The organism is Nocardia sp. NPDC050378 (assembly GCF_040655675.1).
Taxonomy (GTDB): Bacteria; Actinomycetota; Actinomycetes; order Mycobacteriales; family Mycobacteriaceae; genus Nocardia; species Nocardia coubleae.
Window position 1 is genome coordinate 1 of record NZ_JBFAKI010000006.1, and the last position, 24,372, is coordinate 24,372.

The 24,372-nt window shown below is 63.2% G+C and carries 24 protein-coding genes and 1 pseudogene; 19 read left to right on the forward strand and 6 right to left on the reverse strand.

Features of this window, described 5'->3' with window-relative positions:
- Nucleotides 1-115: 115 nt before the first annotated feature.
- The 3 genes from AB0I35_RS15235 to AB0I35_RS15245 all read left to right on the forward strand — a co-directional run bounded on the left by AB0I35_RS15235 (nucleotide 116) and on the right by AB0I35_RS15245 (nucleotide 1,910).
- Entirely contained in the window at nucleotides 116-373 is a 258-nt protein-coding gene (locus tag AB0I35_RS15235; protein ID WP_357396540.1) for a hypothetical protein, read from the forward strand.
- 375 nt (nucleotides 374-748) lie between these two features.
- Nucleotides 749-1,264 (forward strand): hypothetical protein, encoded by a 516-nt coding sequence (locus tag AB0I35_RS15240; RefSeq protein WP_357396541.1) that lies wholly within the window; start codon nucleotides 749-751, stop codon nucleotides 1,262-1,264.
- Nucleotides 1,265-1,781: 517 nt separating this feature from the next.
- On the forward strand, nucleotides 1,782-1,910 hold the full coding sequence (locus tag AB0I35_RS15245) for a hypothetical protein (protein ID WP_357396543.1): 129 nt from the start codon (nucleotides 1,782-1,784) through the stop codon (nucleotides 1,908-1,910).
- Nucleotides 1,911-2,042: 132 nt separating this feature from the next.
- Here the strand turns inward: AB0I35_RS15245 and AB0I35_RS15250 are convergent, their stop codons facing one another.
- Nucleotides 2,043-2,207 (reverse strand): hypothetical protein, encoded by a 165-nt coding sequence (locus AB0I35_RS15250; RefSeq protein WP_357396544.1) that lies wholly within the window; start codon nucleotides 2,205-2,207, stop codon nucleotides 2,043-2,045.
- Between AB0I35_RS15250 and AB0I35_RS15255 the strand changes: the two genes are divergently transcribed.
- Nucleotides 2,206-3,246, forward strand: a complete 1,041-nt coding sequence (locus tag AB0I35_RS15255) for a hypothetical protein (protein ID WP_357396545.1) — start codon at nucleotides 2,206-2,208, stop codon at nucleotides 3,244-3,246. The genes AB0I35_RS15250 and AB0I35_RS15255 overlap by 2 nt on opposite strands.
- 57 nt (nucleotides 3,247-3,303) lie before the next feature.
- Complete coding sequence (locus AB0I35_RS15260) at nucleotides 3,304-3,849, forward strand: GNAT family protein (RefSeq protein WP_357396546.1); 546 nt, start codon at nucleotides 3,304-3,306, stop codon at nucleotides 3,847-3,849.
- A 627-nt stretch (nucleotides 3,850-4,476) separates the two neighbouring features.
- Here AB0I35_RS15260 and AB0I35_RS15265 read toward each other — a convergent pair.
- Complete coding sequence (locus AB0I35_RS15265; protein ID WP_357396996.1) at nucleotides 4,477-5,193, reverse strand: tetratricopeptide repeat protein; 717 nt, start codon at nucleotides 5,191-5,193, stop codon at nucleotides 4,477-4,479.
- Here AB0I35_RS15265 and AB0I35_RS15270 point away from each other — a divergent pair.
- From AB0I35_RS15270 to AB0I35_RS15295, 6 genes are all read left to right on the forward strand, one after another.
- Nucleotides 5,083-5,532: a hypothetical protein gene (locus AB0I35_RS15270; RefSeq protein WP_357397022.1), complete on the forward strand. Its 450-nt coding sequence runs from the start codon at nucleotides 5,083-5,085 to the stop codon at nucleotides 5,530-5,532. The two genes, AB0I35_RS15265 and AB0I35_RS15270, sit on opposite strands and share 111 nt — an antisense overlap.
- A 347-nt stretch (nucleotides 5,533-5,879) precedes the next feature.
- On the forward strand, nucleotides 5,880-7,379 hold the full coding sequence (locus AB0I35_RS15275; protein WP_357396547.1) for a CoA-acylating methylmalonate-semialdehyde dehydrogenase: 1,500 nt from the start codon (nucleotides 5,880-5,882) through the stop codon (nucleotides 7,377-7,379).
- Nucleotides 7,380-7,385: 6 nt separating this feature from the next.
- The gene (locus AB0I35_RS15280) at nucleotides 7,386-8,525 is read left to right on the forward strand and encodes an acyl-CoA dehydrogenase family protein (RefSeq protein WP_357396548.1); all 1,140 of its coding nucleotides are present in this window, start codon (nucleotides 7,386-7,388) and stop codon (nucleotides 8,523-8,525) included.
- The gene (locus AB0I35_RS15285; RefSeq protein WP_357396549.1) at nucleotides 8,522-9,592 is read left to right on the forward strand and encodes an enoyl-CoA hydratase/isomerase family protein; all 1,071 of its coding nucleotides are present in this window, start codon (nucleotides 8,522-8,524) and stop codon (nucleotides 9,590-9,592) included. Before AB0I35_RS15280 ends, AB0I35_RS15285 begins: the two co-directional genes overlap by 4 nt.
- A complete protein-coding gene (gene mmsB, locus AB0I35_RS15290) occupies nucleotides 9,589-10,485 on the forward strand; it encodes a 3-hydroxyisobutyrate dehydrogenase (RefSeq protein WP_357396551.1) in 897 nt (298 codons plus the stop codon). Before AB0I35_RS15285 ends, mmsB begins: the two co-directional genes overlap by 4 nt.
- Nucleotides 10,482-11,258, forward strand: a complete 777-nt coding sequence (locus AB0I35_RS15295; protein WP_357396552.1) for an enoyl-CoA hydratase — start codon at nucleotides 10,482-10,484, stop codon at nucleotides 11,256-11,258. Before mmsB ends, AB0I35_RS15295 begins: the two co-directional genes overlap by 4 nt.
- A 531-nt stretch (nucleotides 11,259-11,789) precedes the next feature.
- On the opposite strand, the pseudogene AB0I35_RS15300 reads toward AB0I35_RS15295, so the two are convergent.
- From AB0I35_RS15300 to AB0I35_RS15310, 3 genes and pseudogenes are all read right to left on the reverse strand, one after another.
- Nucleotides 11,790-12,242: pseudogene (locus AB0I35_RS15300) on the reverse strand (acetaldehyde dehydrogenase (acetylating)); the annotation flags it as partial.
- A gap of 129 nt (nucleotides 12,243-12,371) precedes the next feature.
- Complete coding sequence (locus tag AB0I35_RS15305) at nucleotides 12,372-12,980, reverse strand: 3-oxoacid CoA-transferase subunit B (protein WP_357396998.1); 609 nt, start codon at nucleotides 12,978-12,980, stop codon at nucleotides 12,372-12,374.
- A gap of 41 nt (nucleotides 12,981-13,021) precedes the next feature.
- Nucleotides 13,022-13,774: a CoA transferase subunit A gene (locus AB0I35_RS15310; RefSeq protein WP_357396553.1), complete on the reverse strand. Its 753-nt coding sequence runs from the start codon at nucleotides 13,772-13,774 to the stop codon at nucleotides 13,022-13,024.
- A 157-nt stretch (nucleotides 13,775-13,931) separates the two neighbouring features.
- On the opposite strand from AB0I35_RS15310, the gene AB0I35_RS15315 reads away from it, so the two are divergent.
- The 8 genes from AB0I35_RS15315 (at nucleotide 13,932) to AB0I35_RS15350 (ending at nucleotide 23,513) form a co-directional block, all read left to right on the forward strand.
- On the forward strand, nucleotides 13,932-14,693 hold the full coding sequence (locus tag AB0I35_RS15315; protein ID WP_357396554.1) for an IclR family transcriptional regulator: 762 nt from the start codon (nucleotides 13,932-13,934) through the stop codon (nucleotides 14,691-14,693).
- 533 nt (nucleotides 14,694-15,226) lie between these two features.
- Nucleotides 15,227-16,144, forward strand: a complete 918-nt coding sequence (locus tag AB0I35_RS15320; RefSeq protein ID WP_357396556.1) for an SDR family oxidoreductase — start codon at nucleotides 15,227-15,229, stop codon at nucleotides 16,142-16,144.
- A gap of 70 nt (nucleotides 16,145-16,214) precedes the next feature.
- Entirely contained in the window at nucleotides 16,215-18,500 is a 2,286-nt protein-coding gene (locus AB0I35_RS15325) for a CoA transferase (protein ID WP_357396557.1), read from the forward strand.
- 22 nt (nucleotides 18,501-18,522) lie between these two features.
- The gene (locus AB0I35_RS15330) at nucleotides 18,523-18,942 is read left to right on the forward strand and encodes an OB-fold domain-containing protein (protein WP_357396558.1); all 420 of its coding nucleotides are present in this window, start codon (nucleotides 18,523-18,525) and stop codon (nucleotides 18,940-18,942) included.
- Nucleotides 18,939-20,078, forward strand: coding sequence for a thiolase (locus tag AB0I35_RS15335; protein ID WP_357396559.1), 1,140 nt, complete (start codon nucleotides 18,939-18,941; stop codon nucleotides 20,076-20,078). Before AB0I35_RS15330 ends, AB0I35_RS15335 begins: the two co-directional genes overlap by 4 nt.
- Before the next feature lie 37 nt (nucleotides 20,079-20,115).
- Nucleotides 20,116-20,988, forward strand: a complete 873-nt coding sequence (locus AB0I35_RS15340; RefSeq protein ID WP_357396561.1) for a MaoC/PaaZ C-terminal domain-containing protein — start codon at nucleotides 20,116-20,118, stop codon at nucleotides 20,986-20,988.
- Nucleotides 20,989-21,084: 96 nt separating this feature from the next.
- Nucleotides 21,085-22,422 carry an aldehyde dehydrogenase family protein gene (locus AB0I35_RS15345; protein ID WP_357396562.1) on the forward strand — a complete coding sequence of 446 codons (1,338 nt, stop codon included), beginning with the start codon at nucleotides 21,085-21,087 and terminating at the stop codon, nucleotides 22,420-22,422.
- Nucleotides 22,419-23,513, forward strand: coding sequence for a zinc-binding dehydrogenase (locus AB0I35_RS15350; protein WP_357396564.1), 1,095 nt, complete (start codon nucleotides 22,419-22,421; stop codon nucleotides 23,511-23,513). Before AB0I35_RS15345 ends, AB0I35_RS15350 begins: the two co-directional genes overlap by 4 nt.
- Before the next feature lie 113 nt (nucleotides 23,514-23,626).
- Here the strand turns inward: AB0I35_RS15350 and AB0I35_RS15355 are convergent, their stop codons facing one another.
- Nucleotides 23,627-24,142 carry a MarR family winged helix-turn-helix transcriptional regulator gene (locus tag AB0I35_RS15355; RefSeq protein ID WP_357396566.1) on the reverse strand — a complete coding sequence of 172 codons (516 nt, stop codon included), beginning with the start codon at nucleotides 24,140-24,142 and terminating at the stop codon, nucleotides 23,627-23,629.
- Nucleotides 24,143-24,372 lie beyond the last annotated feature (230 nt).

Sequence of the window (24,372 nt, forward strand, 5' to 3'; positions counted from 1 at the left end):
CCGAGCTTGGACCCACAAGCTCTGCTGGCACTGGGGGAGAGGCTGCGCCCCCTGCGCGAGGAGGGTGTGCTCGTGCTCGGCTCCGGCTTCATGACGGACCCACAGCTTCCAGGTCATGCGTAATCCCGCCCTGGCCGGTCACACCGCCGCCTTCGACGAATGGGCCACCGATGCGTTGGCACGCAACGACATCGACGCGCTGCTCGATTACCGCCGCAAGGGCCCGGGCGCCGCGGTCGCGCACCCCACCGCCGATCATTTCGTCCCCCTGCTGCTGACGCTGGGCGCGAGCAATTCCGACGGGGAATCGCTGCGCACCGTCATCGACGGCACCCGCTTCGGCAACTCGATCCGTTCCCTGCAAGCAGCCTGACCGAACCCCAACAGCCACAACAGATGACGTCAAGTCAGGGGTGGAGAGAATCATGGCGACCGCAGACAGGTGTGCCGTCGGCTGATCCATCACCTGTCACGCAATGGTCGTGTAGCCCTACCAAATGTTCGTGAGGGGCAGCTGGCGGATCATTCCGACTGAGGGTCAACTTACACAGCGATCCGGTGCGCGAATCAATTGCCCCACAACGGAACAGCGCACTCGACGAAGTCGGTCGGTTACAGCGGTGTCAACGGTTTCGAGGAACATTGCTCCACCCTGAAGGCAGCTGGTTTACTGCTACCGACTCGCGGGCGGATCGTTCTCAACGACCTATTCCAGCAAGGCATCTCGGTAGGATGCGTCAGGATTCGCATGCGCAGTGGAAAGGACGAGGCAGCCGCCACGGTGGCGGCTGGGGCGGCGCTGCGCGCCCTGGCGAATGCCGAGGGTTGGTTTGTGTCGAGTAAATACGACCTGGAAGACGAAACCGAGACCCGGTGTCCCGACTGCGCCCGCCGGCGCCGTGCTGACCTGCCGACCACGCTGTATTTGATCTGGTCTGAACGCCGCCGTGCGCTCAAAGTCGGTGTGGCTGGGGCGACTTCGGCACGATTGAAGTCTCACTTTCGACGTGGGTGGCGGCTGGTCGAGTTCAACGGGAAGCAGTGCCAGTGGCAGATGTCCCGGATGGATGCGCTCGCGGTTGAACGTGCCGTCGTTGAGCGATGGCGAGGTGCTGGCGTGTCGATAGCGACGGCGTGCGTTATCGCTGCCGAGAACGGCTATACGGAGACCGCGAGCCTTGACTCGGCTTCGGTCGAAGCGACTGTCGCATGGCTCGATGAACTCACCCGAGAGCGGATGTTCGGCAGGGTTGGCTGTGCATAGTCGAGCGGAGGTGCGAGGCACGGACTGTCGCGTCCTGCTTGCTGGTGTTCGGATAGGGGGCGAACCGTTCGGTGTCGGTGAGCATTGGGCCGGAACCGCTCTCGACCTCGGATGAGGATGAAGTCGATGATCGTCTCGGTTACCGCTCGGTGTACCGGCTCGTGCAAGAGATCGTGGTCTGCGTCGCCGAATTCCCGCATGGTGACGGTCGGGTGGGCGACGCTCTACCTTCTGGTCGGGTCGATCGGTGCCCGCCGGTCGTCCTGCCCATGGAGTACCAGGCACATCCGCTGGGGTCGGTGCCCTACGCGAGGGCACGGTTCTGGATGCGCTCTGCGTACCGAGGTGAGAGTGGATAGATGGGCCTGATGTTCATCTCCCGATCCGGCGAATGTCGGCCGATATTCGCCGATTCCGGCCGAGCTCGGTCGAAGTGTGTCCGAGGCCGGCCGAGGAGGATCACGGCGGCGGTTTTCGCGTCTGGAATGGAGGTCCAGCACACCCCTCAGGAGGCGATATGTGGAGAGAGATCGGCACGACGGTGCGGGCGGCGATGAAAGACTGGGGCACCACCGTGCGCCTGTGCGTCCTGGTGGCCGTCTTGGCGCTCGCCGCGTCCGCGGTCATGTGGGGTATGGCATCGTGATCGTCTGCGGCAGTGTGAGGTTGGCACAATGTGCGCTGTGATGGTCGGGGATACACAGCGTGCGATCGAGGACTTCGCGGCGGCGTTGGCCGACTTGCGTAACCACGCGGGAAAGCCCAGTTTCGCCCGGATTCAGAACCTGTCGAAGCTGCGGGGCACCGACTCCTCGGCTGGCCGAGCGATATCGCTGCCGAGTACGACCGCCTCGGACGCGATCCGGGGCAAGCGGCTGCCCTCGATCGCGACGGTGTTGGCGTTCGTCGACGCGTGCCGCAGGGCCGCCGCCGAGGACGGCATGGTCGTCGACGCGGCGCGTTTCGACCTGACGCTGTGGCAACAACGATGGCGAGCGGTGCGTGATCTCCGTGACGCGAACGCCGAGACCACCACAACCGGCCCGGCAAGCACCGGCGATGGCGGGTCGGCTGCGGAGCAGATTGGAGACGAAGAACAGTTCAGGGCCATCCCGGTCGCTGCCGATGTGCGGCCCTTGATCACCGAACACGCGCAGGCCTACGCGCGCGAGGTCGACACCTTCCGGTACGAACCGCACACGCGCCGGCAAGAGCTGGAACAGCGAAGCCTGGAAAAGCTCCACGACATGGTGAGCCTGGTCCTGGAGTGCTACGACCCTCCAGTGGCTCGCCGTAACCGCAACAACCTCGTGCTGGCCGACATCTACTTCGAAGCCGGGGCCGTGCTCGACGTCGCGTCGGTGTCCGAGCGGCCCGGCCCGCACGAGCCGCGCCGCGGGGTTCCCGCTGAGTACTTCGCCGCCCTGCTGGCGGCCGAAGTCGAATTCCACGGGCCCGTGCGCCTCAATTACACGGAGAAGAGTGTGCTCGCCGACCTCTACGAGCGTGTCGGGAAATGGATGCTGGAATACGGGCTGTTCACCCACGCCGCCTTCGCCTACAAGCGGGCAGCGATCGTGCACTACCAGAACGAGGAAACCGCCACCCAGGAACGATGCGAGCTCGCCTTCGCACGAGCTCGCCGCACCGCGCGACCCGTCGGCCTCCGCAACCTCGGCATGCTTGCCGCCGACTTACTCTGCGGATATGGTTATCTGCCGTTTCGGATGCTCGGCTGGATCATCGCCCAGATCGTTCTGTTCACACTCCTGCTCGCCTTTACACCGGGGGAGTATTCGATATCGGAGATGGCCCATGCGGGCATCATCAACTTCTTCAGCCCCCTCGGACTCGGCGATACCAGCGGTTATTCAGGCGCTGCGCGGATCGTATTAGTGATCGAGTCCTTTGTCGGCACCCTCTCCGTCCTCGTGTTCGTTGTCCTGCTGGCTCGCAGACTCCTCCGTTCAGGCCGCCGATAACCGACCCGAATCGGCGATCTTGCCGCACCGATCGCTGCGCGGGATACGTTGTCGGCCATGACACTGCCCGAGATCGCACTTACCGAATACACGTCGAGAGATATGCCCACGTTGCGGCGGTGGTGGGAAGACGAGGATGTGCTGAAGTACGTCCACGACTTGGAGCACCAACTGAGTCCCGGTGCGCTCGGCTCGAAGGTGGGCACCGGCAAATACCTCGCACGGCCGCTGGTGCGCTACATGGTTCGTGATGCCGCTGGTGTGGCGGTCGGGTTCGTCTCCGTGCAGGTGACCGGCAGTTGGACTGAACGGGAGGACGATCCGGTGATGCCACCCTTCCATGCTGGCGTGAATATCGTTATCGACCCTTTGCAACAGACGAAAGGTTTCGGGTCGGCAGCGCTCGAGGCCGTGTTCGATCGTCCGGAACTGGCGGACGTAGTGACGTTGGGCGGGTCTGTCGATTCCAGGAACGAGGAGAGCCTCGGGATGCTACGCAAACTGGGCTTTGTGCCGGCTGGGCCCGCTCGGAACGGCATGATTCCCTTCACGGCCCCCGGCCCGGCTGCACCGAGTTCGTCCGCGGCCTCCGACCGCGGTTGAGCGGCTAGGGCGCCAGGAACATCGACGACACAAGCCACTCTTAGCGAATTACCGCAGATAGCCGCGCCCCTTGTGCGGCAACTCAGCCTCTGAGCTGAAGCACCTGCGCTGGTTCACAGGACCGCCGCGGCCTCCGCGAAGACAGCTACCGGAACTCCAATGCGCGGGTGCAACTCGTCTCGTCAACGTCCTTCGTCAGCTTGGTCCTGACCCAGCGGCGCAACGATGATGGCAGTAAGCCTAGGGGCCATCCGGCGCGAAGATGCCTGCCTCGCACGCTCGAAGCCCCATGAGGTTGCAAGCGCCGATTCGATACGGACCGAGAGTGGGCGGCGTTCGCCAAGCAGTTTGCCTGGGGATTGCCGAAAGCTGATGACCGAGCCTAGGTGCTTACGAACGTCGGGGTTTCCGCGCTGGTGCGTGGTCGCGGCTCACCTTTTAACATCGCAATAGTTCGCAGGCTTTCATCGTCGGGATCGATGAGGACCGAGTGGGCGTGTTCGCTGAAATATCCAGAGTGCGGGTAACCCCGACGCTCAAAACATCCACAAAACGGTCACACGCTTGCGCAGGGTAATTACTGATCCGAAACAGATGGTCTGGGCCTGCCTCGAGTTGTTGGCCGAGTTATGGACCACGGTAGACAGACTCCTTCTCCGATGGGTGCGACCAATCCGACGGCTGAAGTAGCGGCGACTTCTGTTGCTGGGCCGACGGAGCGTCAAGTTTTGATTTCAACTTCTTTATGGCCACGAGAACATCGGCAATGTCGTCGCGCGGGTTTCTCCGGGCATGGCGTGATTTCGTCCGGTTGGCAGCGGCGCCGGGTGGCCCGCTTGCGTCGGCGTGTGTCGCTGCTGCCGAGATCTGTTGACGATCCCGTGCAGCCTCCGCGTTCGGGTGACACCGGTCAGCGCGGCGCCAGTTCGTACCTATCAGGCGGTTTGCAGAGCGTTGACGAATTCGTCGGTGGCTCGGGTGGCGGGGTGGTCTGGGCCCAGGATCTGCCGGAATTGTTCGGTGACCGCGGTTGCAGTGGCGATGACTTCGGCGGTGTCGCCGGCGGCTGCTTGGCATCGTGCGAGCTCCTTGCGGACGCTCAGAGCGGCATGCTGTGCGCTCCGAGAAGTCGGTCCCAGTCCGCGAGGAGGTGGGTGTAATTGGAGAGCACGGCTCGCGGGTCTTGGTGTCCTTTGCATCGGAGAAGCGAGTGTCGGCTCTCAGGATTTCGGGGTGATCGGGTCCCAAGACTTCGTGTCGGACGTGCAGGACAGATCCGAGTTCAGCCATGGCGGTGTCGAGATCGCCCTGCTTTGCGCGGAGGTCGGCGAGAGCGGTGCGCAGGGAGAGGGTGTTGGGGTGGCGGGCGCCGTGGATCCGGGTGCAGTCGTCGATCATGTCTTCGTAGTTGCTGATGGTGCCGGGGATGTCGTTGTCTCGTCGAGCCACCAGCCCAGGTGGAAGCGGACAGCGAGGGGGAAGGGGCCGTCGACTTCGAGGCTGGCGGTGAGCAGGTCGCGGAGCGCCGCGACGGCAGCTTCGGCGTTTCCGGTGTTTCGCCGAGTAGGCGGAAAGCAACAGCTTGGTTTCGCGGGTGCGGTGATGGCCTTCTGGAACTACAAGCAAGGCAACCACGACCAAGCCCTCGCCGAATGCCGCACCCCCTCGTCGAAGACCGGGTAGAGGGATCCATCAGCAGCGAAAATGGAGGGACCGCTGGGAATCGGGGTGGTCGGGTCCGTGGGCGTTGTGGCAGTCGGTGGCCCTGGTCGCGGTGAGGGGCAGGCGGTCGCCGAGGTGTGATCGCGAGCATTTCACGCCCGTGACGGGTGAATACGTAGTTGACCACCGGATTCACCCCATCGAAGCCGAGACGGTCGGTAGGCGGGGCCGTATGTGTTCTGTCGCCGATCGGTCTGCTGTTGACAAGGGGGAGCCAAGATGCGACGCTCCATTTAGTAGGACGTCCATCTATTGGATGTCCTTGGATTTTGATTTGGCGAGTCGTGAGCAACAGAAAAGGAACTGGCATGGTGCGTGAGTTGACCCACTTCATCGGCGGTGAGCACGTCGGGGGTACGTCGGGTGTGTTCGGTGAGGTGTTCGATCCGAACACAGGGCAGGTGCAGGCCCGGGTTCCGCTGGCGAACTCCGCCGAAGTCGAGGCGGCGATCGCGAACGCGGCCGCCGCCCAGCCGGTGTGGGCGGCGTTCAACCCGCAGAAGCGGGCCAGGGTGCTGATGAAGTTCCTGACGCTGGTCAACGACGAGATCGACAGCCTGGCCGCATTGTTGTCGGCCGAGCACGGCAAGACGATCGCCGATGCCAAAGGTGATATCCAACGTGGTCTGGAAGTGATCGAGTTCGCGGTCGGTATTCCGCACCTGCTCAAGGGCGAGTACACCGAGAGCGCGGGTACCGGCATCGACGTGTACTCGATGCGCCAGCCCCTCGGCGTCGTCGCGGGTATCACCCCGTTCAACTTCCCGGCCATGATCCCGCTGTGGAAGGCGGGCCCGGCCTTGGCGTGTGGCAACGCGTTCGTGCTCAAGCCGTCCGAGCGTGACCCGTCGGTGCCGCTGCGCTTGGCGGAGCTGTTCGTCGAGGCCGGGCTGCCGCCGGGGGTGTTCAACGTGGTCAACGGCGGCAAGGACGCCGTCGATACGATCCTGCGCGACGAGCGGATCAAGGCCGTCGGTTTCGTCGGCTCCACGCCGATCGCGCAGTACATCTACGAGACCGCGACCGCCAACGGCAAGCGCGCGCAGTGCTTCGGCGGCGCGAAGAACCACGCGATCGTGATGCCCGACGCCGACCTCGACGACGTGGCCGATCAGCTGATCGGCGCGGGCTACGGGTCGGCGGGTGAGCGCTGCATGGCGATCTCGGTGGCAGTACCGGTGGGCGAAGAGACCGCGGATAGGCTGGTCGCGAAGCTGACCGAGCGGGTGCACAAGCTCAACGTCGGCCGCTCCGACGACCCGGGCGCCGACTTCGGCCCGCTGGTCGGCCAGGACGGGGTGGACCGGGTCAACAACTACGTACAGATCGGTGTCGACGAGGGCGCCGAGCTGGTCGTCGACGGGCGCGGGCTGACCGTCGAAGGCGCCGAGAACGGGTACTTCGTCGGCGCGAGCCTGTTCGACAAGGTCACCCCGGAGATGCGTGTCTACAAGGAGGAGATCTTCGGTCCGGTCGTGACCGTGGTGCGCGCGCAGGACTTCGAGGAGGGTCTGCGCCTGGCGAACGAGCACGAGTACGGCAACGGTGTCGCCATCTTCACCCGCGACGGCGACACCGCCCGTGACTTCGCCGCTCGCGTGCAGGTCGGCATGGTCGGTATCAATGTGCCGATCCCGGTGCCGATCGCGTACTACACCTTCGGTGGCTGGAAGCGTTCGGGCTTCGGCGATCTGAACCAGCACGGCCCGGATTCGATCCGCTTCTACACCAAGACCAAGACGGTGACCCAGCGCTGGCCCGCGGGGCTGAAGGAGTCCAACGCCTTCGTCATCCCCACGATGGACTGAGCGTCGATGTTCATTCTCAACGACGACGAACGCGCGATCATCGAGACCGCGCGCCAGTTCGCCGACGAATTCCTCGCGCCGAACGCGCTGGAATGGGACGAACACAAGCACTTTCCGGTGGATGTGTTGCGCAAGGCGGGTCCGGTCGGCCTCGGCGGCATCTACGTCGCCGAGGACGTCGGTGGCTCGGCTCTGCGCAGGCTCGACGCCGTGCGCATCTTCGAACAGCTCGCGACGGGCTGCCCGTCGGTCGCGGCCTACATGTCGATCCACAACATGGCGACGTGGATGATCGATGCCTACGGCACCGAGGAACAGCGCCACCGCTGGGTGCCCGGCATGGCCTCGATGGAACTGCTCGGCAGCTACGCCCTCACCGAGCCGGGCGTCGGGTCCGACGCGGCGGCCCTGAGCACCAAGGCCATTCGTGACGGCGACGACTACGTCCTCACCGGCGCCAAGCAATTCATCTCCGGCGCGGGCGCCAACGACGTGTACGTGATGATGGTGCGCACCGGCGGCGACGGCGCGCACGGCATCTCGGCGCTGATCGTGCCCGCCGACACCCCGGGGCTGACCGTGGGACCGAACGAACGGAAGATGGGCTGGAACGCGCAGCCGACACGCCAAGTGATCCTTGAGGACGCACGGGTGCCGGTCGCCAACCGGCTCGGCGACGAGGGCGACGGCTTCTCGATCGCGATGAGCGCCCTCAACGGCGGGCGGCTCAATATCGCCGCGTGCTCGGTCGGCGGCGCACAGGTGGCGCTCGACAAAGCGGCGGCGTACCTGGCTGATCGCTGGGTCTTCGGTAAGCCGCTGGTCCGCAACGACGCCCTGCGGTTCGAGCTGGCCGACATGCGGACCGATTTGGAAGCAGCACGGACCTTGCTGTGGCGGGCCGCGGCCGCGCTCGACGCCGACGCTCCGGACAAGATCGAACTGTGTGCCATGGCCAAGCGATTCGCCACCGATGTCGGCTTCGAGGTGGCCAACAAGGCACTGCAGTTGCACGGCGGCTACGGCTATCTGCACGAATACGGTTTGGAGAAGATCGTGCGGGACCTGCGGGTCCACCAGATCCTCGAAGGCACCAACGAAATCATGCGGGTGGTCGTCGCCCGCGCAGTGACAGGAGCGGCATGACCGGCGAACCCGAAGTACTGATCACCGTCGAGAACGGCCTGGGCCTCATCACTCTGAACCGGCCCAAGGCCATCAACGCCCTGAATCATCCGATGGTGCTGGCGATCACCGACGCGCTGCGGGTGTGGGTCAGCGATGACGCGGTCCGCGCGGTCGTGGTAACCGGTGCGGGTGAGCGCGGGCTGTGCGCGGGCGGCGACATCGTCGCCATCCACGCCGACGCGACAACTGGTGCGTTGGACGCGGATTCGCCGACCGGACGGTTCTGGCGCGACGAGTACCTACTCAACGCGATGATCGGTCGCTATCCCAAGCCGTACGTGGTGGTCATGGACGGCATCGTGATGGGTGGTGGCGTCGGTCTGTCCGCGCACGGCAGCCACCGAATCGTCACCGAACGGTCCCGCATCGGCATGCCCGAGGTCGGCATCGGGTTCGTGCCCGATGTCGGTGGCACCTTCCTGCTCTCGCGCGCACCGGGCGAAGTCGGCACTCATGTCGCGTTGACAACTGCCCGGATGACCGCCGGTGACGCGATCGCCGTCGGATTCGCCGACCACTATGTGCCCTCGACCGCACTGGCGCAGCTGCTGTCGGCACTGCGCACCACAAGCGTGGACGAGGCGATCGCCTCGGTCGCACAACCTGCGCCGAACTCGGATCTGCTCGCCCAGCGCAGCTGGATCGACGGCTGCTACAGCACGGGCACCGTCGAGGAAATCGTGGCCCGCCTGCGGGCCTCCGACGCACCGGAGGCGACCAAGGCCGCCGAGGATGTGCTCACCAAATCGCCTGTCGCGCTAAAGGTCACGTTGCGTTCGTTGCGCGCGGCACGCGAGCTGCCCGATCTGGAAGCGGCGCTGAACCAGGAGTACCGGGTCTCGATCGCCGCGCTCGGTTCACCCGATCTGGTCGAGGGCATCCGCGCCCAGGTGATCGACAAAGACCGTAATCCGGGGTGGTCACCCGCGACGCTCACCGAGGTCACCGACGACCAGGTCGCTGCCTATTTCGCCGATCTGGGCGAACGGGAACTGCGGGCGACCGAACAGGAGGCACAACGATGACGAAAAAGATCGGTTTTCTCGGCCTCGGCCACATGGGCGCGCCGATGGCAGCCAACCTGGTGCGGGCCGGCTACGACGTGCTCGCCTACGATCCGGTGCCCGCCGCCCAGGATCGTGCGCGCACCGACGGTGCCACCGTCGCGGCCACCGCCGCGCAGGCGGCGCTGGAACGTGATGTGGTGATCACCATGTTGCCCAACGGCAGGCTCGTGCTCGACCTGTATGCCGAACTGCTGCCCGTCGCGACACCGGGCACACTGTTTCTCGACTGTTCCACCATCGACGTTGCCGACGCGAAAGCCGCTGCTGCGCAAGCGATCGCGGCCGGACATCGGCCGCTCGACGCTCCGGTCTCCGGGGGTGTTTCCGGAGCGACGGCGGGCACGCTGACCTTCATGGTCGGCGGTGCGGCAGCCGACTTCGCCGACGCGAGCGAGGTCTTAGCCGTGATGGGGGGCAAGGTCGTGCACTGCGGCGACGCCGGTGTCGGCCAGGCCGCCAAGATCTGCAACAACATGCTGCTCGGAATCTCGATGATCGGGCTCTCCGAAGCCATCGTGCTCGGTGAGCGGCTCGGTTTGAGCCACCAGTCCTTCTTCGACGTGGTCTCCACCGCCTCGGGGCAGAGCTGGGCACTGACCAGCTACTGTCCGGTCCCTGGCCCGGTGCCGACCAGCCCGGCCAACAACGACTACGAGCCCGGATTCGCCACGGCCCTGATGTCGAAGGATCTGACCCTGGCCGCGAACGCCCTGCGCGCCAACGGCATCGACGGCCAACTCGGCGAACTGGTCGCCGCCATCTACGAACGTTTCAACCAGACCGCCGCCGGACAAGACTTCTCGGCCATCGTCACCGACATCCGCGACCGCTCCCAGGAAGGTTCCAAATGAGCGACTACCAGACCATTCTCGTCGAAGCAAAGAACCGGGTCGGCTGGATCACACTGAACCGACCGAAGGCGCTCAACGCCCTCAACACCCAGGTTCTCGACGACCTGATCTCCGCTTTCGACGAGCTCGAGCACGACGACGAGATCGGCGCCGTGGTGATCACGGGCTCGGACAAGGCCTTCGCGGCCGGTGCCGACATCAAGGAGATGCAGCCCAAGTCCTACATGGACATGTTCATGGACGACTACTTCGCCCGCTGGGACCGGCTCGCGCAGTTCCGCAAACCCACCATTGCCGCGGTGGCGGGCTACGCCCTGGGCGGTGGCTGCGAGCTCGCCATGCTCTGCGACATCCTGATCGCCGCCGACACAGCGCAATTCGGGCAACCTGAGGTCAAGCTCGGCGTGATACCCGGCATCGGTGGCTCGCAGCGCCTCACCCGCGCGGTCGGCAAGGCCAAGGCGATGGATCTGGTACTCACCGGACGCACCATCGACGCCGAGGAAGCCGAACGCGCCGGGCTCGTCTCGCGCCTCGTGCCCGCCGAGAACCTGCACGACGTCGCCGCCGAGGTCGCCGAGACAATCGCCGCCAAATCCCTGCCGGTGACGATGATCGCCAAAGAAGCGGTGAACCGATCCTTCGAGACCACCCTGGCGGAAGGAATACGCTTCGAGCGCAGGGTTTTCCATTCGATTTTCGCGATAGACGATCAGACCGAAGGTATGAGCGCATTCATCGAGAAGCGGCCACCGGTCTTCACCCACCGCTGATTACCCGCCGGGTCATCTCAGGCCAGGAACGCTGATCCTGCTTGTTACCCTGCACCGCGCCATCGGGGGGGCTCGTCCTTCGCGGGCGCGGTCGCCACTCGATGGATCGCCGGCAACAACGCGGGTCCGGCCTGCGCCGATCGGCTCTCGGTGGTCCACATGCTCGAATATGTCGCTGATGCCGGCCTCGACGATGTACTGCGCGGGCAGGCCGATAGCCCTGAGCGAATGTACGGGCGGCGAAAGATGACTCGCTATCTGCGTCGGCGCAGACACTCGGCGACGTTGGACGGTAGCGATTGCGTCGAGGTCGGTCGGTGAAGTCGTAAATTGAAGCATGCGCAGTTGCCGACAGAAATTTGACGTCTGACACCGATCAACACGAGTTCAGCAGGAGACGACCGGACGTGTTGAGAATTGTTGGGAGCTATGCTCTTCTCATTTCTGCTGGAAATAGGCAGTTTTGGGTCACGTTGAGCCCAACCGTTGGCAGTCCGAACGCTATTCGGGCAGTACCGGGTCCGGCCGATTCGAGGCGATTGCCCCCACGATCTCGGGGTAGACCACGGGCACGACCCGCGGCACTGCGGCCACGATCGGAATGGTGGCCTGACCACCGCAGGTCACCATGTGCACATCGACCTAGTCGAGGTGTCGATCGAGGTTGTCCGCAGGTACGACGAACGGGCCGATCGCCGCAGGTGTCAGGTCGATCAACCGTTTACCCAACAGCGCCAATCTTTCGTGATTGACCTTATGGGCATTGGCCGAGGTCGCATCGGAACGATCTCGATATCGTCGGATTCCGACATGGAGATCAGGCCATCCTCTGCGTCGTGGGGGTCGGCACCTTCCGTCGGGTTGCTCGTGCGGCCTGTCCGTCAGAGTTCGGATCCATGCCGACCATCGCGCCCGATTCCAGATACCGGGAGTGCCGGATGACCTCGATCATCAGATCGGTACCGATATTGTCGACCCGATGATCGCGACCTTTGGTCCGGGCGGCTACCCCTCACATCGAAGCCCCATTTCGGTGGGAGCGTTCGGCCGAGATGCCTAGTTGACGGAGAAGTGGATGCGACGTGGACCTTCCCGTCGTAGTTCCGATCCGCCCTAGGCTTGAGTATCTGCGGCTAGGTCGACGATGAGCTCTGCTGCAGTGGCCCCTCCTACCTGTTCGACGGTCACATCCGGTGCGAGTTCGCGCAGCACCAGGGTCCCGTCCCGCACGTCGATGACCGCGAGATCGGTGATGATGCGGTGAACCACTGCCCGTCCAGTCAATGGCAGTGAACAACGCTCGACGATTTTCGATCCGCCGTCGCGGTCGGTGTGTTCCATGACCACGATGACCCGGCGGGCACCGTGCACGAGGTCCATCGCGCCGCCCATCCCCTTGACCATTTTGCCGGGCACCATCCAGTTCGCGAGGTCACCGTTGCTGGAGACCTGCATGCCGCCGAGTACGGCGGTGTCGATATGACCGCCACGAATCATCGCGAAAGACAGACCCGAATCGAAGAACGAAGCGCCGGGATTGACCGTCACGGTCTCCTTACCCGCGTTGATCAGATCGGGGTCGACCTCGTCCGCGCTCGGGTAGGGACCGGTGCCCAGGATTCCGTTCTCCGAGTGCAGGACCACCCGCACGTCGCCGGGCAGGTAGTTGGGGATCAGGGTCGGCAGGCCGATCCCCAGATTGACGTACTCGCCGTTGATCATCTCGGCCGCGGCACGCGCGGCAATCTGCTCTCGTGACCAGCTCACACCGTCACCTTCCGCTTCTCGATTCGCTTGTCCTGAACACCCACATGCACTACCCGCTGGACGAACACACCCGGCAGGTGGATTCGGCCCGGATCGAGTTCGCCGGGTTCGACGAGTTTTTCGACCTGCGCGATGGTGATGCGGCCGGCCATAGCGGTAAGGGGGTTGAAGTTCATCGCGGTCTTGGCGAAGATGAGATTGCCTTCGTTGTCGCCGATTTCGGCGTGGACGAGCGCGAAGTCGGCGACGATCCCCTCCTCGAGTACGTAGGACCGACCGCCGAAGATTCGCGTCTCCTTCGGCGGTGATGCCACAGCTACCGAGCCGTCGGTGGCGTATCGCCAGGGCAGACCTCCGTCGGAAACCGGTGTACCGACACCGGCTGGGGTGTAGAAGGCGGGAATGCCGGCGCCGCCAGCACGAAGTCGCTCGGCGAGTGTGCCCTGCGGAGTCAGCTCCACCTCGAGTTCCCCCGACAGGTACTGTCGCGCGAATTCCTTGTTCTCACCCACATACGACGCAGTGATGCGGCGAATCTGCCCGGCCGCCAACAAGGTCCCGAGCCCCCAGTCGTCGACTCCGCAGTTATTGGAGAACACCTCAAGGCCGCCGACGCCACTCTGCGCGAGCCCGGCGATCAATTCGGTAGGGATGCCGCACAGGCCGAAGCCACCTACGGCGAGAGACGACCCGTCCCCGATGTCCGCCACGGCTTCGGCTGCGGACGCGACCAGCTTCTTCGATGTCATAATCCCGTTCACTCAGTGATTGGCTTTCGTTTGGTCACGACTAGCCAAGTCGAAGAATTCTTGGAGATCAACGGCAGTCTTCGAGGACCTACCTGTTTGTTCGTGTGGTGACCTACGCATGGAGCTTGCGTCCATTCAGTGAACGTATGCTGGCAGCGTGGATGGTGAAACAAAGCCGCACGTGGTTGCCCGAACAGCAGCGTTACTCCGTGCGATCGCTGCGACCGAACCGAATGGGGCATCGACAGCGAGCATCGCGCGGGCATCGGCGTTGGCTCGCCCCACTGCACACCGCCTGCTGTCGGCGCTGGCCGAGGAGGGACTTGTCGACCGCGATCAGCGGTCTGGCCGCTGGTCGCTGGGGCCCGAGCTGTACTTGCTGGGCTCGTTGGCAGCCAACCGCTACGACATCACCGACAGTGCTGGAAGGATTCTGCGCGACCTGGCTCGTGACACCGGAGAGAGCGCCTACCTTTCCGCCCGGCGCGGGGGTGAAACCGTCTGTGTTGCGAGTGAAGAAGGCACATTTCCGCTCCGCTCGCATGTGCTGCACACCGGGATTCGGCTCCCCCTTGGCGTGGCGTCCGCCGGGCTGGCGATTCTCGCGCATCTACCGGATCGAGAGGTCGAGGAGTACCTGGCTTGTGTCGACCTGACCGAGAAATGGGGGCCTTCGCACGCGAGCACCGCATTGCGGGCGCGTCTTTCCGAGGTTCGGCGGGATGGCTATTCGACAAACCCCGGCCTGCTTGTCGAGGGCAGCTGGGGAATGGGGGCGGTCGTCTTCGACCGGCGCGGTGAGCCTGCCTGGGCGCTGAGCCTCACCGGAGTTGAAACCCGGTTCGGTCCAACCCGGCGCGCTCAGCTTGGTGAGCGGCTACTCGCGAGCGCTCACGCCCTCAGCCAATCGCTACGCTGATCCGACCGCGCCGCAGATTCGGCGCTTTCGGTCAGGACCTCCTGCGGCGCGCGAACCCTGTCGGAATGTCGTCGGTGATGAACCGATACCCGAATTCGGGAAGATCGGCATGGCGGCCGTCGACAGGATCGATCGTCCATGCCGGGTCCCGATCGCATTGGCTGACGGGGATTTTCCGCCACGTGCAGTAAAACGTCTTGTCGCCGCGACGGGGAGGCCGATCTCGACCGGTCATCGACGAGCGGGCATCTCATCTGGATAGCCCGCGGGCGAAGCAGTTGGGGTGTGGCCGCACGGTGTCGCATCTCGTTCTCGTAGTCGAGCGCTCCGTCCGTGTAAGTCGTGCAGGTCGGCGAACAGTTCCCTTCGGGGGTCCTGCGGTTCATCGTGACCGCAGCTTGCGTTGGTGGTGTGGGTTGTCTGTCGTTGTTCGGGGGTGGGTTGAGCTGGCGTTTCGTTCCTGGTGTTGCATTCTAGTATGGGATTCTATTACGGTCGGTGGTGATTGGCGTCTCAATGAGGAGTGTGTTCGTATGGGTAGTCTCGACGGCCGGGTTGCGATCGTGACCGGTGGTGGTAATGGGATCGGTGCGGCGATCGCTCGCCGGTTTGCGCGCGAGGGTGCTTCGCTGGTGATCAATGACTTGGGGACCTCTGCCGATGGGGTGGGTGGCGACGAGGGTCCTGCCAAGAACGTGGCGCAGGAGATCATCGCGGGTGGTGGTCGCGCGGAATACGACGGTGGTGATGTTGCTGACACGGCCACGGGTGAGCGGTTGGTGGCGAAGGCGATCGACACCTACGGCAAGCTCGACATCGTGGTGAACGTCGCGGGGATCCTGCGTGACCGGATGATCTTCAATCTGGAGGAAAAGGATTGGGATGCGGTCATTCGCGTGCATTTGAAGGGGCATTACTCCACGATCCGGCCCGCGGCGGCGTATTGGCGTGAGCAGCGTGATCCCGATGCGCAGAACCGGATCATCAATTTCACGTCGATCTCGGGTATCGAGGGTTCACCGGGGCAGCCCAACTACGCGGCCGCGAAGATGGGGATCATCGGTTTGACCTGGTCGTTGGCTCGGTCGTTGCAACGGTATGGGGTGACCAGTAACGCGATCTCGCCTGGTGCTGCGACCCGGCTCACCGGGACGGTTCAGTCCGAGAATCGTCATACGGGAGCGTCGATGGTCGATGAGGTGAGTCAGAAGAGTTCGCCGGACAATGTGGCTTCGGTGGTGGCATATCTGGCCAGTGAGCGCTCGAAGTGGCTCAACGGGCGGGTCTTGTCGGCGGCGGGGTACAAGGTCGGTTTGTACAACTTCCTCGAAGAGATCGAGACCCTCGAGCGTGATGCTCCTTGGGAGTTGGAGGAGTTGGCCACGTCTATCGAGAAGCAGTTCAGGCCGGCGGGTGAGGGCATGCCCAAGACGATCTTCGCCCCTAGCTGAGTCCCTTTTCCCGTAATTGCGAAGGAGCAATCCGATGGGTGTGAGTTCTGGGGTGAGGGATAGTCGTCGAATGCTCGGTGACGTTCGGGTGCTCGATTTGGCGGTTGGTTGTGCCGGTTCTCTTGCCGCAACGTTGCTCGGAGACTTCGGCGCGGATGTGGTGAAGGTCGTTACGGCGGATCCGCGTGAGGAGCGTGGTCCTGAGCTGCCTGATTGGTTGGCCTGTAATCGAAGTAAACGGATCGTTGTGGAGGGTCCCGGCGATCAGGAGGCTCTCGACCGGTTCGCGTGTGCGGCTGACCTTGTCATCGTCGATTCCGAGGAAAGGTTGCGGCAGTTCGGTATCGATCCGGATAGTGTTGTGTCGTCGACTCTCGTGCTCTATACACCGGCGTACCTTCCGCAGGGTGCACCATGGTACGGAGAAATGGAATCCGCCGGACTGCTTGAGGCCGCCACTGGAATCGCCGGATATCAGGCGTCGTATTCCGGCGGTCCCGTTGCCTCGGTCTACCCATACCTCGTGCGGCTACAAGGCGTGTGGGCAGCGACATGTGCCGTCGCTGCGCTAATCGAATTTCGTCATAGCCGACGGGGTCAGAGCATCACAGTCAGTGGCATGCACGCGGCGCTGATATTCGGCGACATGACCTTCTCGCGGCCGATTGGCGAGCCAGATCCGGATCGCGGCATCGGGCCAGCAGGTCTCAACTCGATGTACACCCGATACCAGTGCGCGGACGGCAAGTGGGTTTTCGTCGGTGGCCTGGGTCCGAAGTTCGCTAATATCGTGCTCGACCTGGTCGGTCTGCGCCACCTCCTGGATGATCCAAGAGCCGGTGGTCAGATCGAGCAACTCTGGGCTTCGGAAAACGTCAGTTGGGTCATGCCCGCGTTCGCCGAGCGCTTCCGCGGGGCTTCAGCAGCCGAGTGGATGGCTCGACTCGAAGCAGCCGACGTGCCGTGCGCATTGCTCAGCACCCGCGACGAGTGGTTCCGTTCGGAACAGATGGCCGTGATGAACCAACGACTGCGCGTAGCCGATCCGGTCCTTGGACCTATAGATATGACAGGTGTCATTGTCGATAGCACCGCGACTCCTGCCGATCCTGGCCCGGCATCAGCGCCCGTCTCCATCCAAGAGTTGGCATGGCACCGCGGAGCGGGAATTCCTGTTGAGCCACGAAAGAGCAACTCAGCCCCGAGCGGTCCACTCGACGGACACCGCATCGCGGTCCTCGGCTCCTATGTGGCCGGCCCGCTGATAGGTAGATTGCTCACGGAGTTGGGTGCGTCCGCGATCAAGGTGGAACCTCCTAGCGGTGACCCCTGGCGAGTGCAGGGTTTCGGAATCAACCGCGGCAACAGGAGCATTTCGCTCAATCTTGCGCACGCGACGGCGCGTGAAGCACTGCAGGAGTTGCTCGCCAGTTGCGACGCTGTGGTGGACAACTTCCGGATCGGGGTGATGGAGCGCCTAGGGCTCTCGCATGACGAGCTCGCGGCGAGGAATCCCCAGGTCGTTACCGTGGGAGTCACCGCCTACGGTGAGCGAGGGCCGCTGGCCATGCAACCGGGTTACGATCCGGTGTTGCAGGCTGCCTCCGGCATGATGATCGCCCAAGGCGGCGATTCCGAACCGACAGCACTCTCCCTGCCCCCCATCGATCTAGCGACAGCGCTCTGTGGTGCCTTCGCTACTACTCTCGGTCTGTACCACCGGACGATGACCGGAACGGGCCAGCACCTGTCGACCGCGCTCGGGACTACTGCCCTGTTCTTCCAGTCATCCGAATTGATCGACTACCCGGATCGGCCGGCCGGTCGCGCGGGTGGCCGTGACTTCGTAGGGCCGTCGGCACTGGATCGCTTCTACTCCGTCAAGGACGGATACGTTCGGATTCAAGTCGGGAACATCGACCCGGCAAAATGGGTCGCCGCGGGCCTCGACGTCGACGAGACGGCGCTTGCCCGCGACGCGGCGACTGAGATCGCTCGTATCCTCGCACCGCTGACAAGGGATGAGGCCGAACGTCGACTAAAAGCAGCCGCAGTGCCGGCGGCGGCTGCTCGTACCTCAGGCGAGGTCGCGGTGGACGAGGAACTGCACGACCTCGGCGTGATGTCGAAATACACGACGACTCAGGGAGTCGATATGACCCTGACCGGGCGCTTCGTCTTCTTCGACCGCACCGAAGTGCATCCGTTGAGAATTACGCCCGGACTCGGCGAGCATTCCATTGAACTCCTGGCTGAGGCGGATGTCTCTGCGGAGAGTATCGAGCGCATGGTTGCGGAAGGGCTGGTAATTCAGGGCTCGCCCATGGACATCGTCTATCTCCCGCCGTACCGCTAAAACACAGAGCAAGGAATCAAGAATGAAACACAACGGGAAGGCTGCTCGCCCGCAGGCGACTCCTGAGACCGAGTTCTATTGGAACAAGATCAACAAGCACGAGTTGTGGCTGCCTCGCTGCACTACGACCGGCAAGTTCTTCTTCTATCCCAAGACGCATTCCCCCTATGTCCTCGGTGGCGCGATCGAGTGGGCGCGTGTGAGCGGAGAGGCGACTCTGTACTCATACAACATCGTTCACCGCCCGGTGCCCGGGTTCGAGGATCGCACACCCTACGCGATTGCCATCGTGCAATTGAAGGAAGGCCCACGGATGATGACGAACATCATTGGCATTGAAAACACACCCGAGGCCTTGCAACTGGATATGGCATTGCAGGTCGATTTTGAGAAGCGCGACGACGTGACAGTTCCCGTCTTTCGTCCGGTGATGGCCGCATGAGCGCCTCGGCAGCGGTGGTCGGCGCATCCGAGACGACACGTCTCGGGGTGATTCCCGATATGACGGCGCTCAGCTTGAACATCGACGCATCCATTCTGGCTATTCAGGACTCTGGGCTGAAGGTCGAGGAGATCGACGGCGTCGCGAGCACCGGTGCTCACGCGGGTCGTCTGGCCGAAGCTCTCGGGATTCGACCGCGATGGATAGACAATACGATCATCGGAGGCTGTTCGTACTTCCTGCACCTGCGTCACGCGGTTGCGGCGATCGAAACCGGTCGGGCGAACGCGGTTCTCATCAGTCATGGTCAGTCCGGACGCTCCCGGGTGGGTGAGGATCGTTTTGCGTACAGCCCAGCGACCCCCAACGGCCAGTTCGAGGCGCCCTACGGAGTGGGTCCGTTCTACACAATGTTCACTCTGACCGCGCTTCGATTCATGAAGGAGCGCGGGATCACCGAAGAGCAGCTCGCTAGCGTGGCGGTGTCACAGCGGCAGTGGGCTGCCCTGAACCCGCGGGCCTTTGTACGCGATCCGCTCACTGTCGACGACGTACTTGCATCACCCTTTATCGCCTACCCCTTCCACAAAGCGCAGTGCTGTCTGGTGACAGACGGCGGCGGTGCATTCGTTGTGACATCCACTGAGCGAGCGAAAGATCTGCCGGGGAAGCCGGCCTTCGTTCTCGGTACCGGGGAGAGCGCGGATCACACCATGGTTTCCCAGATGGCCGACTTCACCACTTCGGATGGCTTCCGTCGTTCGAGCGCGGAGGCGTTCAAGCAAGCAGGAGTGGGGCCCAACGACATCGACCATCTTCAGGTCTATGACGCGTTTGCCCACGTCCCGCTGTACGGCCTGGAGGATCTCGGGTTCGTCGGAAAAGGGGAGTCCGGCGCCTTCGTCGCTGAGGGCCATACAGCTCCCGGTGGATCACTGCCCATGAACACAAACGGTGGGGGACTCTCTTACACCCACACGGGAATGTACGGGATGTTCGCGCTTCAGGAATCTATCCGCCAGGTTCGCGGCGAAGCAGCTGCGCAGGTCGAGGGTGTGGATGTCGCATTCTGTCAGGGCGTCGGCGGCATGTTCGAATACACCGGTTCGGCCATCTTCGCGACCCGGCCCCATTGAATGGGTCGTCGCAAGAAATCGACTTCGAGAAGGAACGATGTCAAAAACATTCGCTGATCTAACCGTCGGTGACGTACTGGTAGGACCGGTGGAGATCAGCTGGTCCGGCGAGAAGGCGGTCCTGTACGCCCTGGGCGTCGGCGCGGGACAGGCCGATCCCGGCCAGGAGCTGCAATTCACTACGACCAATTCGAGCGTCCCCCAGCGCGTGCTTCCAACGTTCGGCACGGTTCTGGCTGGAAGTCTCGGCATGGCTTCGCTCATCGCTCAGTTGGGTGACAGCGTCGATATGAGCAAGCTCCTGCACGGCGAACAGAGCTACGAGCAGTTCGTCGAACTGCCCCCGCAAGGATCCGCCTACGCTACTGCAACCATCAGTGCGCTTTGGGACAAGGGTTCTGCGGCCATCGTGGAGATCACGACAGTGATCACAGATAACGAGGATCAGCAGCTGTGCCGAAGCAAGAGTGCGATGTTCTTCCGTGGGGCGGGAGGATGGGGTGGAGAACGGGGGCCGTCAGCGGTCCTGGTCTCGGACACGGATTCACCGCCTGATCAACAGCTTGTCGTCGGGACACGTCGTGACCAGCCACTGCTGTATCGGCTCTCTGGGGATTCCAACCCGCTCCACACCGATCCGGCGTTCGCTCGCCGTGCGGGGTTTCCTGCCCCGATCATGCATGGCATGTCGCTCTACGGAATCACCGGCCGCGTGTTGCTCAACGAATTGTGCGACGGCGATCCAGCCAGGTTCCGTTCGCTCCAGGCGAGATTCGTGAGTGTCGTCACTCCAGGTGACGACCTCACCGTCAGCCTCTGGCGCAGTAGCGACCGCAATGTCCGGTTCGTGGTTGACGACTCGAGCGGCAAGCGGGTCCTCGGTGGTGGTGAGTTCGTCTGCCGCGACTGATGTGGCGCTGAGTATGGGTTCGGCCCCACACTTCGCAGTAATTGTCCGGGTCTTCATCAATCGAAGACCACATTCAATGAGGAATAGGACGGTAGCGTGACTATCGAATCCGTCAAGACAACAACAGCTACTAGCCGCGCTGAGGTCGAGAGGATTTTCGAGCTTCAGAGCAGGCACCAGTGGGTCGTTCGTGCTTCTACTTCGCAGGAGCGGAAGCAGCGACTCATGCGGCTCAAAGAGGTGCTCTTGGCACACGCGGATGAGGCGGTTGCCGCGCTGACAGCTGATTTGGGGCGCCCCGCCGGCTTCAGCGAGGTGTGGCCTCCGGTGGCCAAGATCGACGCGACCCTCAGCAAGCTGGATGAGTGGATGGCGCCGCAAGTGGTGACAGACCTCGAGAAGGCGAGTTCGGCACAAGTGCGGTGGGAAGCACGCGGTGTGGTGCTGCTCTTCGGTCCGTGGAACGTCCCGATCGGGCTCTTGTTCGAGCCGCTGGTGGCTATCATTGCGGCCGGTAACACCGCCATCGTCAAGCCGAACGAGTTGACGCCTGCGGCAAGCGCACTCTCCGCCAGGATCATTCGTGAAGTATTCGACGAACGTGAGGTTGCTGTCGTCGAGGGGGGCACGGACCTGGCCGAGATCCTGCTCGAGCAGCCCTTCGACCACATCTTCCTCACCGGGAGCCCGAAGGTGGGCCGAGCAGTTATGGCCGCTGCGGCAAAGAACCTGGCGACCGTCACGCTGGAACTCGGGGGGAAATGTCCGGCAATCATTGATCAGTCGACCGACCTCGACATCGTGATCCCGCAGATCGGCGAGACTAAGATGTCCAATGGCGGTCAGGTGTGCCTGTCCGTCGACTACGTTTTGGTCCCCCACTCTCGTGTAGAAGAGTTCGCGTCGAGACTGAGCGAGTACTACACCACGAACTACTACGTCGACGGGGTTTACCAGTCGGAACGGACCGCCAGGGTTGTCAACCGGCCCAATTTCGAACGTGTCGCTGGGTATATCGATGATGCGGTCGCTCGCGGCGCGAAGGTGGTGTTCGGCGGAGCGACGGATATGGAGCGGCTCGTGGTCGAGCCGACCATTCTCACCGGTGTGCCGGTTGACGCAGACGTCATGCAGGCCGAGATCTTCGGTCCGATCCTGCCGATCATCGGATACGAAAACCTGGATGAGGCAATCGCACACGTGCGGAAGGGGACCAAACCCCTTGCCATGTATATCTTCTCCGACGTTGAAGACGACGTCGAGCGGATCCTGTCGTCGACGTCCTCCGGGGGTGTTTCGATCAACGGATGTATGACTCACTACTGGGAGGATTCGCTTCCGTTCGGTGGGGTCGGCGACAGTGGCATCGGGCGTTATCACGGGGTGGATGGATTCCGAGAGCTGTCCAATCCGCGAGCGGTGGCTGTCAAATGAGGGCAGCGGTTGTCCGAGAGCCGGGCTCTGGATTTGTAACGGAAGAGGCCGAACTCGCGGCCCCGATCGGTCGTGAGGTGCTGGTCGACATCAAGGCTTCCGGGCTCTGTCACACCGACCACGCCATTGCACGCTTCGGAGCCGGCGTCGCGTTTCCGGCGGTCTTGGGGCACGAGGCGGCAGGTGTAGTGGTGGCGGTAGGCCCCGATGTCGAGGAATTCACCCTCGGTGATCACGTTGTCGGTTGCCTCGTGCAGTCATGTGGGCAGTGCATTCCCTGCCGGACCGGGCGGTCGTTCCAGTGCGACCGCCCGGAGTCGACGCTGCGCTCAGAGGACCAGTCGCCGAGGGTCACGGTGAGCGGTGCCGCCGTGACACAGGCATTCGGTATCGGTGGATTCGCCCAGCAGGCGCTCATCCACGAAAACCAGCTCGTCAAGGTCGATGATCGCGTTCCGTTCCCGCAGGCTGCGCTGCTCGGGTGTGGGGTCGTGACCGGCGCGGGCGCGGTCATCAACACGGCGAACACCGACGTCGGCGACACCGTCGTGATCTTCGGCGTTGGTGGGGTCGGCCTGAATGCGATCAGCGGAGCTGTGCTGGCGGGTGCGTCAACGATCATCGCGATCGATGTCATCGATGAAAAGCTCGCCAAGGCTAAGCGTTTCGGGGCGACGCACACCTTTAATTCGAATGATGTGGATGTCGTAGCCGAGGTTCTTGCTGTCAGCGCCGGAGGCGCCGATTCAGCATTCGACTTCGTCGGGCTGCCGACTGTCTCTCGAGCGGCGCTCGGCATGCTGCGGCCGGGAGGTGGTTTGTACATCGTCGGCTCGGCAGGGCCGACTTCGGCCGTCGAGGTGAACAATCTGGAGATGGTCCTCACACAGCGGCGAATCCAGGGTGTCTACATGGGGTCGAGCACACCCAAACGAGACATCCCGCAGTATGCCGATCTCTATTTGCGGGGACGGCTCAACCTCGACGACCTGGTGACCCGGCAGATCTCGCTGGACAGTATCAATGACGGTTACGACATGCTCAAGGAGCCGGGCGTGACTCGCGTGGTGATCACCGAGGGGCTGAGCTGACCCTGAAAATGCCATGTCACACTTCGCCTGTGGATACGGCGGAGTTTACGTTACGCCGATGCCAGGGCTTAGCGGCCAGCCAGTAGATCGGCGTTGAGGCAAGTCGGGGCGGACTACGAGCCTGTGCGTGCTGGGATCGAAAGATCTGGTAGGGCGCCCTTGACTTGCAAATCCTGACTGGGTCCCAGCAACTTGGTCACAATCTGCATGAGTCCTTCCACCTCGTTCTCGTTCAGTGGGGCCAACACCTGGGTCATCAGCGCTCGCTCCGCATGTTGCGCGGCGACGTTGAGCTGGTGACCTTGTTCGGTCAGCGCCAGCCGAACGGCGCGCCGGTCGCTGCCGTGCGGCTCGCGCGCCAATAGTCCCTTCTGCACGAGCGACTCGAGATTCTCGCTGATCGCCGACGGAGTTACGCAGAAAATTCGACCGAGTTCGGTGCCTGACGTTACTCCGTCGCGCACATGCTTGAGGATGCGCACCTGGCGATAACTCAGACCGAGCTCCTTGTTGAGCAACCGATCCTCGAGTCGGGTGAGGACGTGCGCGAGCAGGCTCAGCGCGCCGCCGATGTGGGCCGATTTGTTGTCAGCATCGGCTGATTCGTGCTTGCGTTCCACGTCGTCCATCGCCTGATTCTACAAAACGGCCGGGTAGGACTCGGTCCGCTGGTGTGGTGTTCGGTGCCGGTTATGAGCGAGTCGACCACGTTTGCATGCTCGGCCCCAACTGGCAAGCAGCACAACGCCGCGTTCGAAGAAGTTCGGACTCCGAACTATATACCAACTTGAATATGCGGTACCTGATGCATATGCTCTGACTACCAAGCTCGCAGGTGCGTTGTTCGACCCCAAGGGGC

Excerpts from the sequence above, each read along its gene's own strand:
- AB0I35_RS15310 (WP_357396553.1), bottom strand. The coding sequence starts at position 13,774 with ATGACATCGAAGAAGCTGGTCGCGTCCGCAGCCGAAGCCGTGGCGGAC.
- AB0I35_RS15355 (WP_357396566.1), bottom strand. The coding sequence starts at position 24,142 with ATGGACGACGTGGAACGCAAGCACGAATCAGCCGATGCTGACAACAAA.
- AB0I35_RS15250 (WP_357396544.1), bottom strand. The coding sequence starts at position 2,207 with ATGCCGTCCTCGGCGGCGGCCCTGCGGCACGCGTCGACGAACGCCAAC.
- mmsB (WP_357396551.1), top strand. The coding sequence starts at position 9,589 with ATGACGAAAAAGATCGGTTTTCTCGGCCTCGGCCACATGGGCGCGCCG.
- AB0I35_RS15285 (WP_357396549.1), top strand. The coding sequence starts at position 8,522 with ATGACCGGCGAACCCGAAGTACTGATCACCGTCGAGAACGGCCTGGGC.
- AB0I35_RS15235 (WP_357396540.1), top strand. The coding sequence starts at position 116 with ATGCGTAATCCCGCCCTGGCCGGTCACACCGCCGCCTTCGACGAATGG.
- AB0I35_RS15240 (WP_357396541.1), top strand. The coding sequence starts at position 749 with ATGCGCAGTGGAAAGGACGAGGCAGCCGCCACGGTGGCGGCTGGGGCG.
- AB0I35_RS15350 (WP_357396564.1), top strand. The coding sequence starts at position 22,419 with ATGAGGGCAGCGGTTGTCCGAGAGCCGGGCTCTGGATTTGTAACGGAA.
- AB0I35_RS15260 (WP_357396546.1), top strand. The coding sequence starts at position 3,304 with ATGACACTGCCCGAGATCGCACTTACCGAATACACGTCGAGAGATATG.
- AB0I35_RS15245 (WP_357396543.1), top strand. The coding sequence starts at position 1,782 with ATGTGGAGAGAGATCGGCACGACGGTGCGGGCGGCGATGAAAGACTGG.
- AB0I35_RS15295 (WP_357396552.1), top strand. The coding sequence starts at position 10,482 with ATGAGCGACTACCAGACCATTCTCGTCGAAGCAAAGAACCGGGTCGGC.
- AB0I35_RS15275 (WP_357396547.1), top strand. The coding sequence starts at position 5,880 with ATGGTGCGTGAGTTGACCCACTTCATCGGCGGTGAGCACGTCGGGGGT.
- AB0I35_RS15305 (WP_357396998.1), bottom strand. The coding sequence starts at position 12,980 with ATGATCAACGGCGAGTACGTCAATCTGGGGATCGGCCTGCCGACCCTG.
- AB0I35_RS15255 (WP_357396545.1), top strand. The coding sequence starts at position 2,206 with ATGGTCGTCGACGCGGCGCGTTTCGACCTGACGCTGTGGCAACAACGA.
- AB0I35_RS15330 (WP_357396558.1), top strand. The coding sequence starts at position 18,523 with ATGAAACACAACGGGAAGGCTGCTCGCCCGCAGGCGACTCCTGAGACC.
- AB0I35_RS15320 (WP_357396556.1), top strand. The coding sequence starts at position 15,227 with ATGGGTAGTCTCGACGGCCGGGTTGCGATCGTGACCGGTGGTGGTAAT.
- AB0I35_RS15325 (WP_357396557.1), top strand. The coding sequence starts at position 16,215 with ATGCTCGGTGACGTTCGGGTGCTCGATTTGGCGGTTGGTTGTGCCGGT.
- AB0I35_RS15280 (WP_357396548.1), top strand. The coding sequence starts at position 7,386 with ATGTTCATTCTCAACGACGACGAACGCGCGATCATCGAGACCGCGCGC.
- AB0I35_RS15340 (WP_357396561.1), top strand. The coding sequence starts at position 20,116 with ATGTCAAAAACATTCGCTGATCTAACCGTCGGTGACGTACTGGTAGGA.
- AB0I35_RS15335 (WP_357396559.1), top strand. The coding sequence starts at position 18,939 with ATGAGCGCCTCGGCAGCGGTGGTCGGCGCATCCGAGACGACACGTCTC.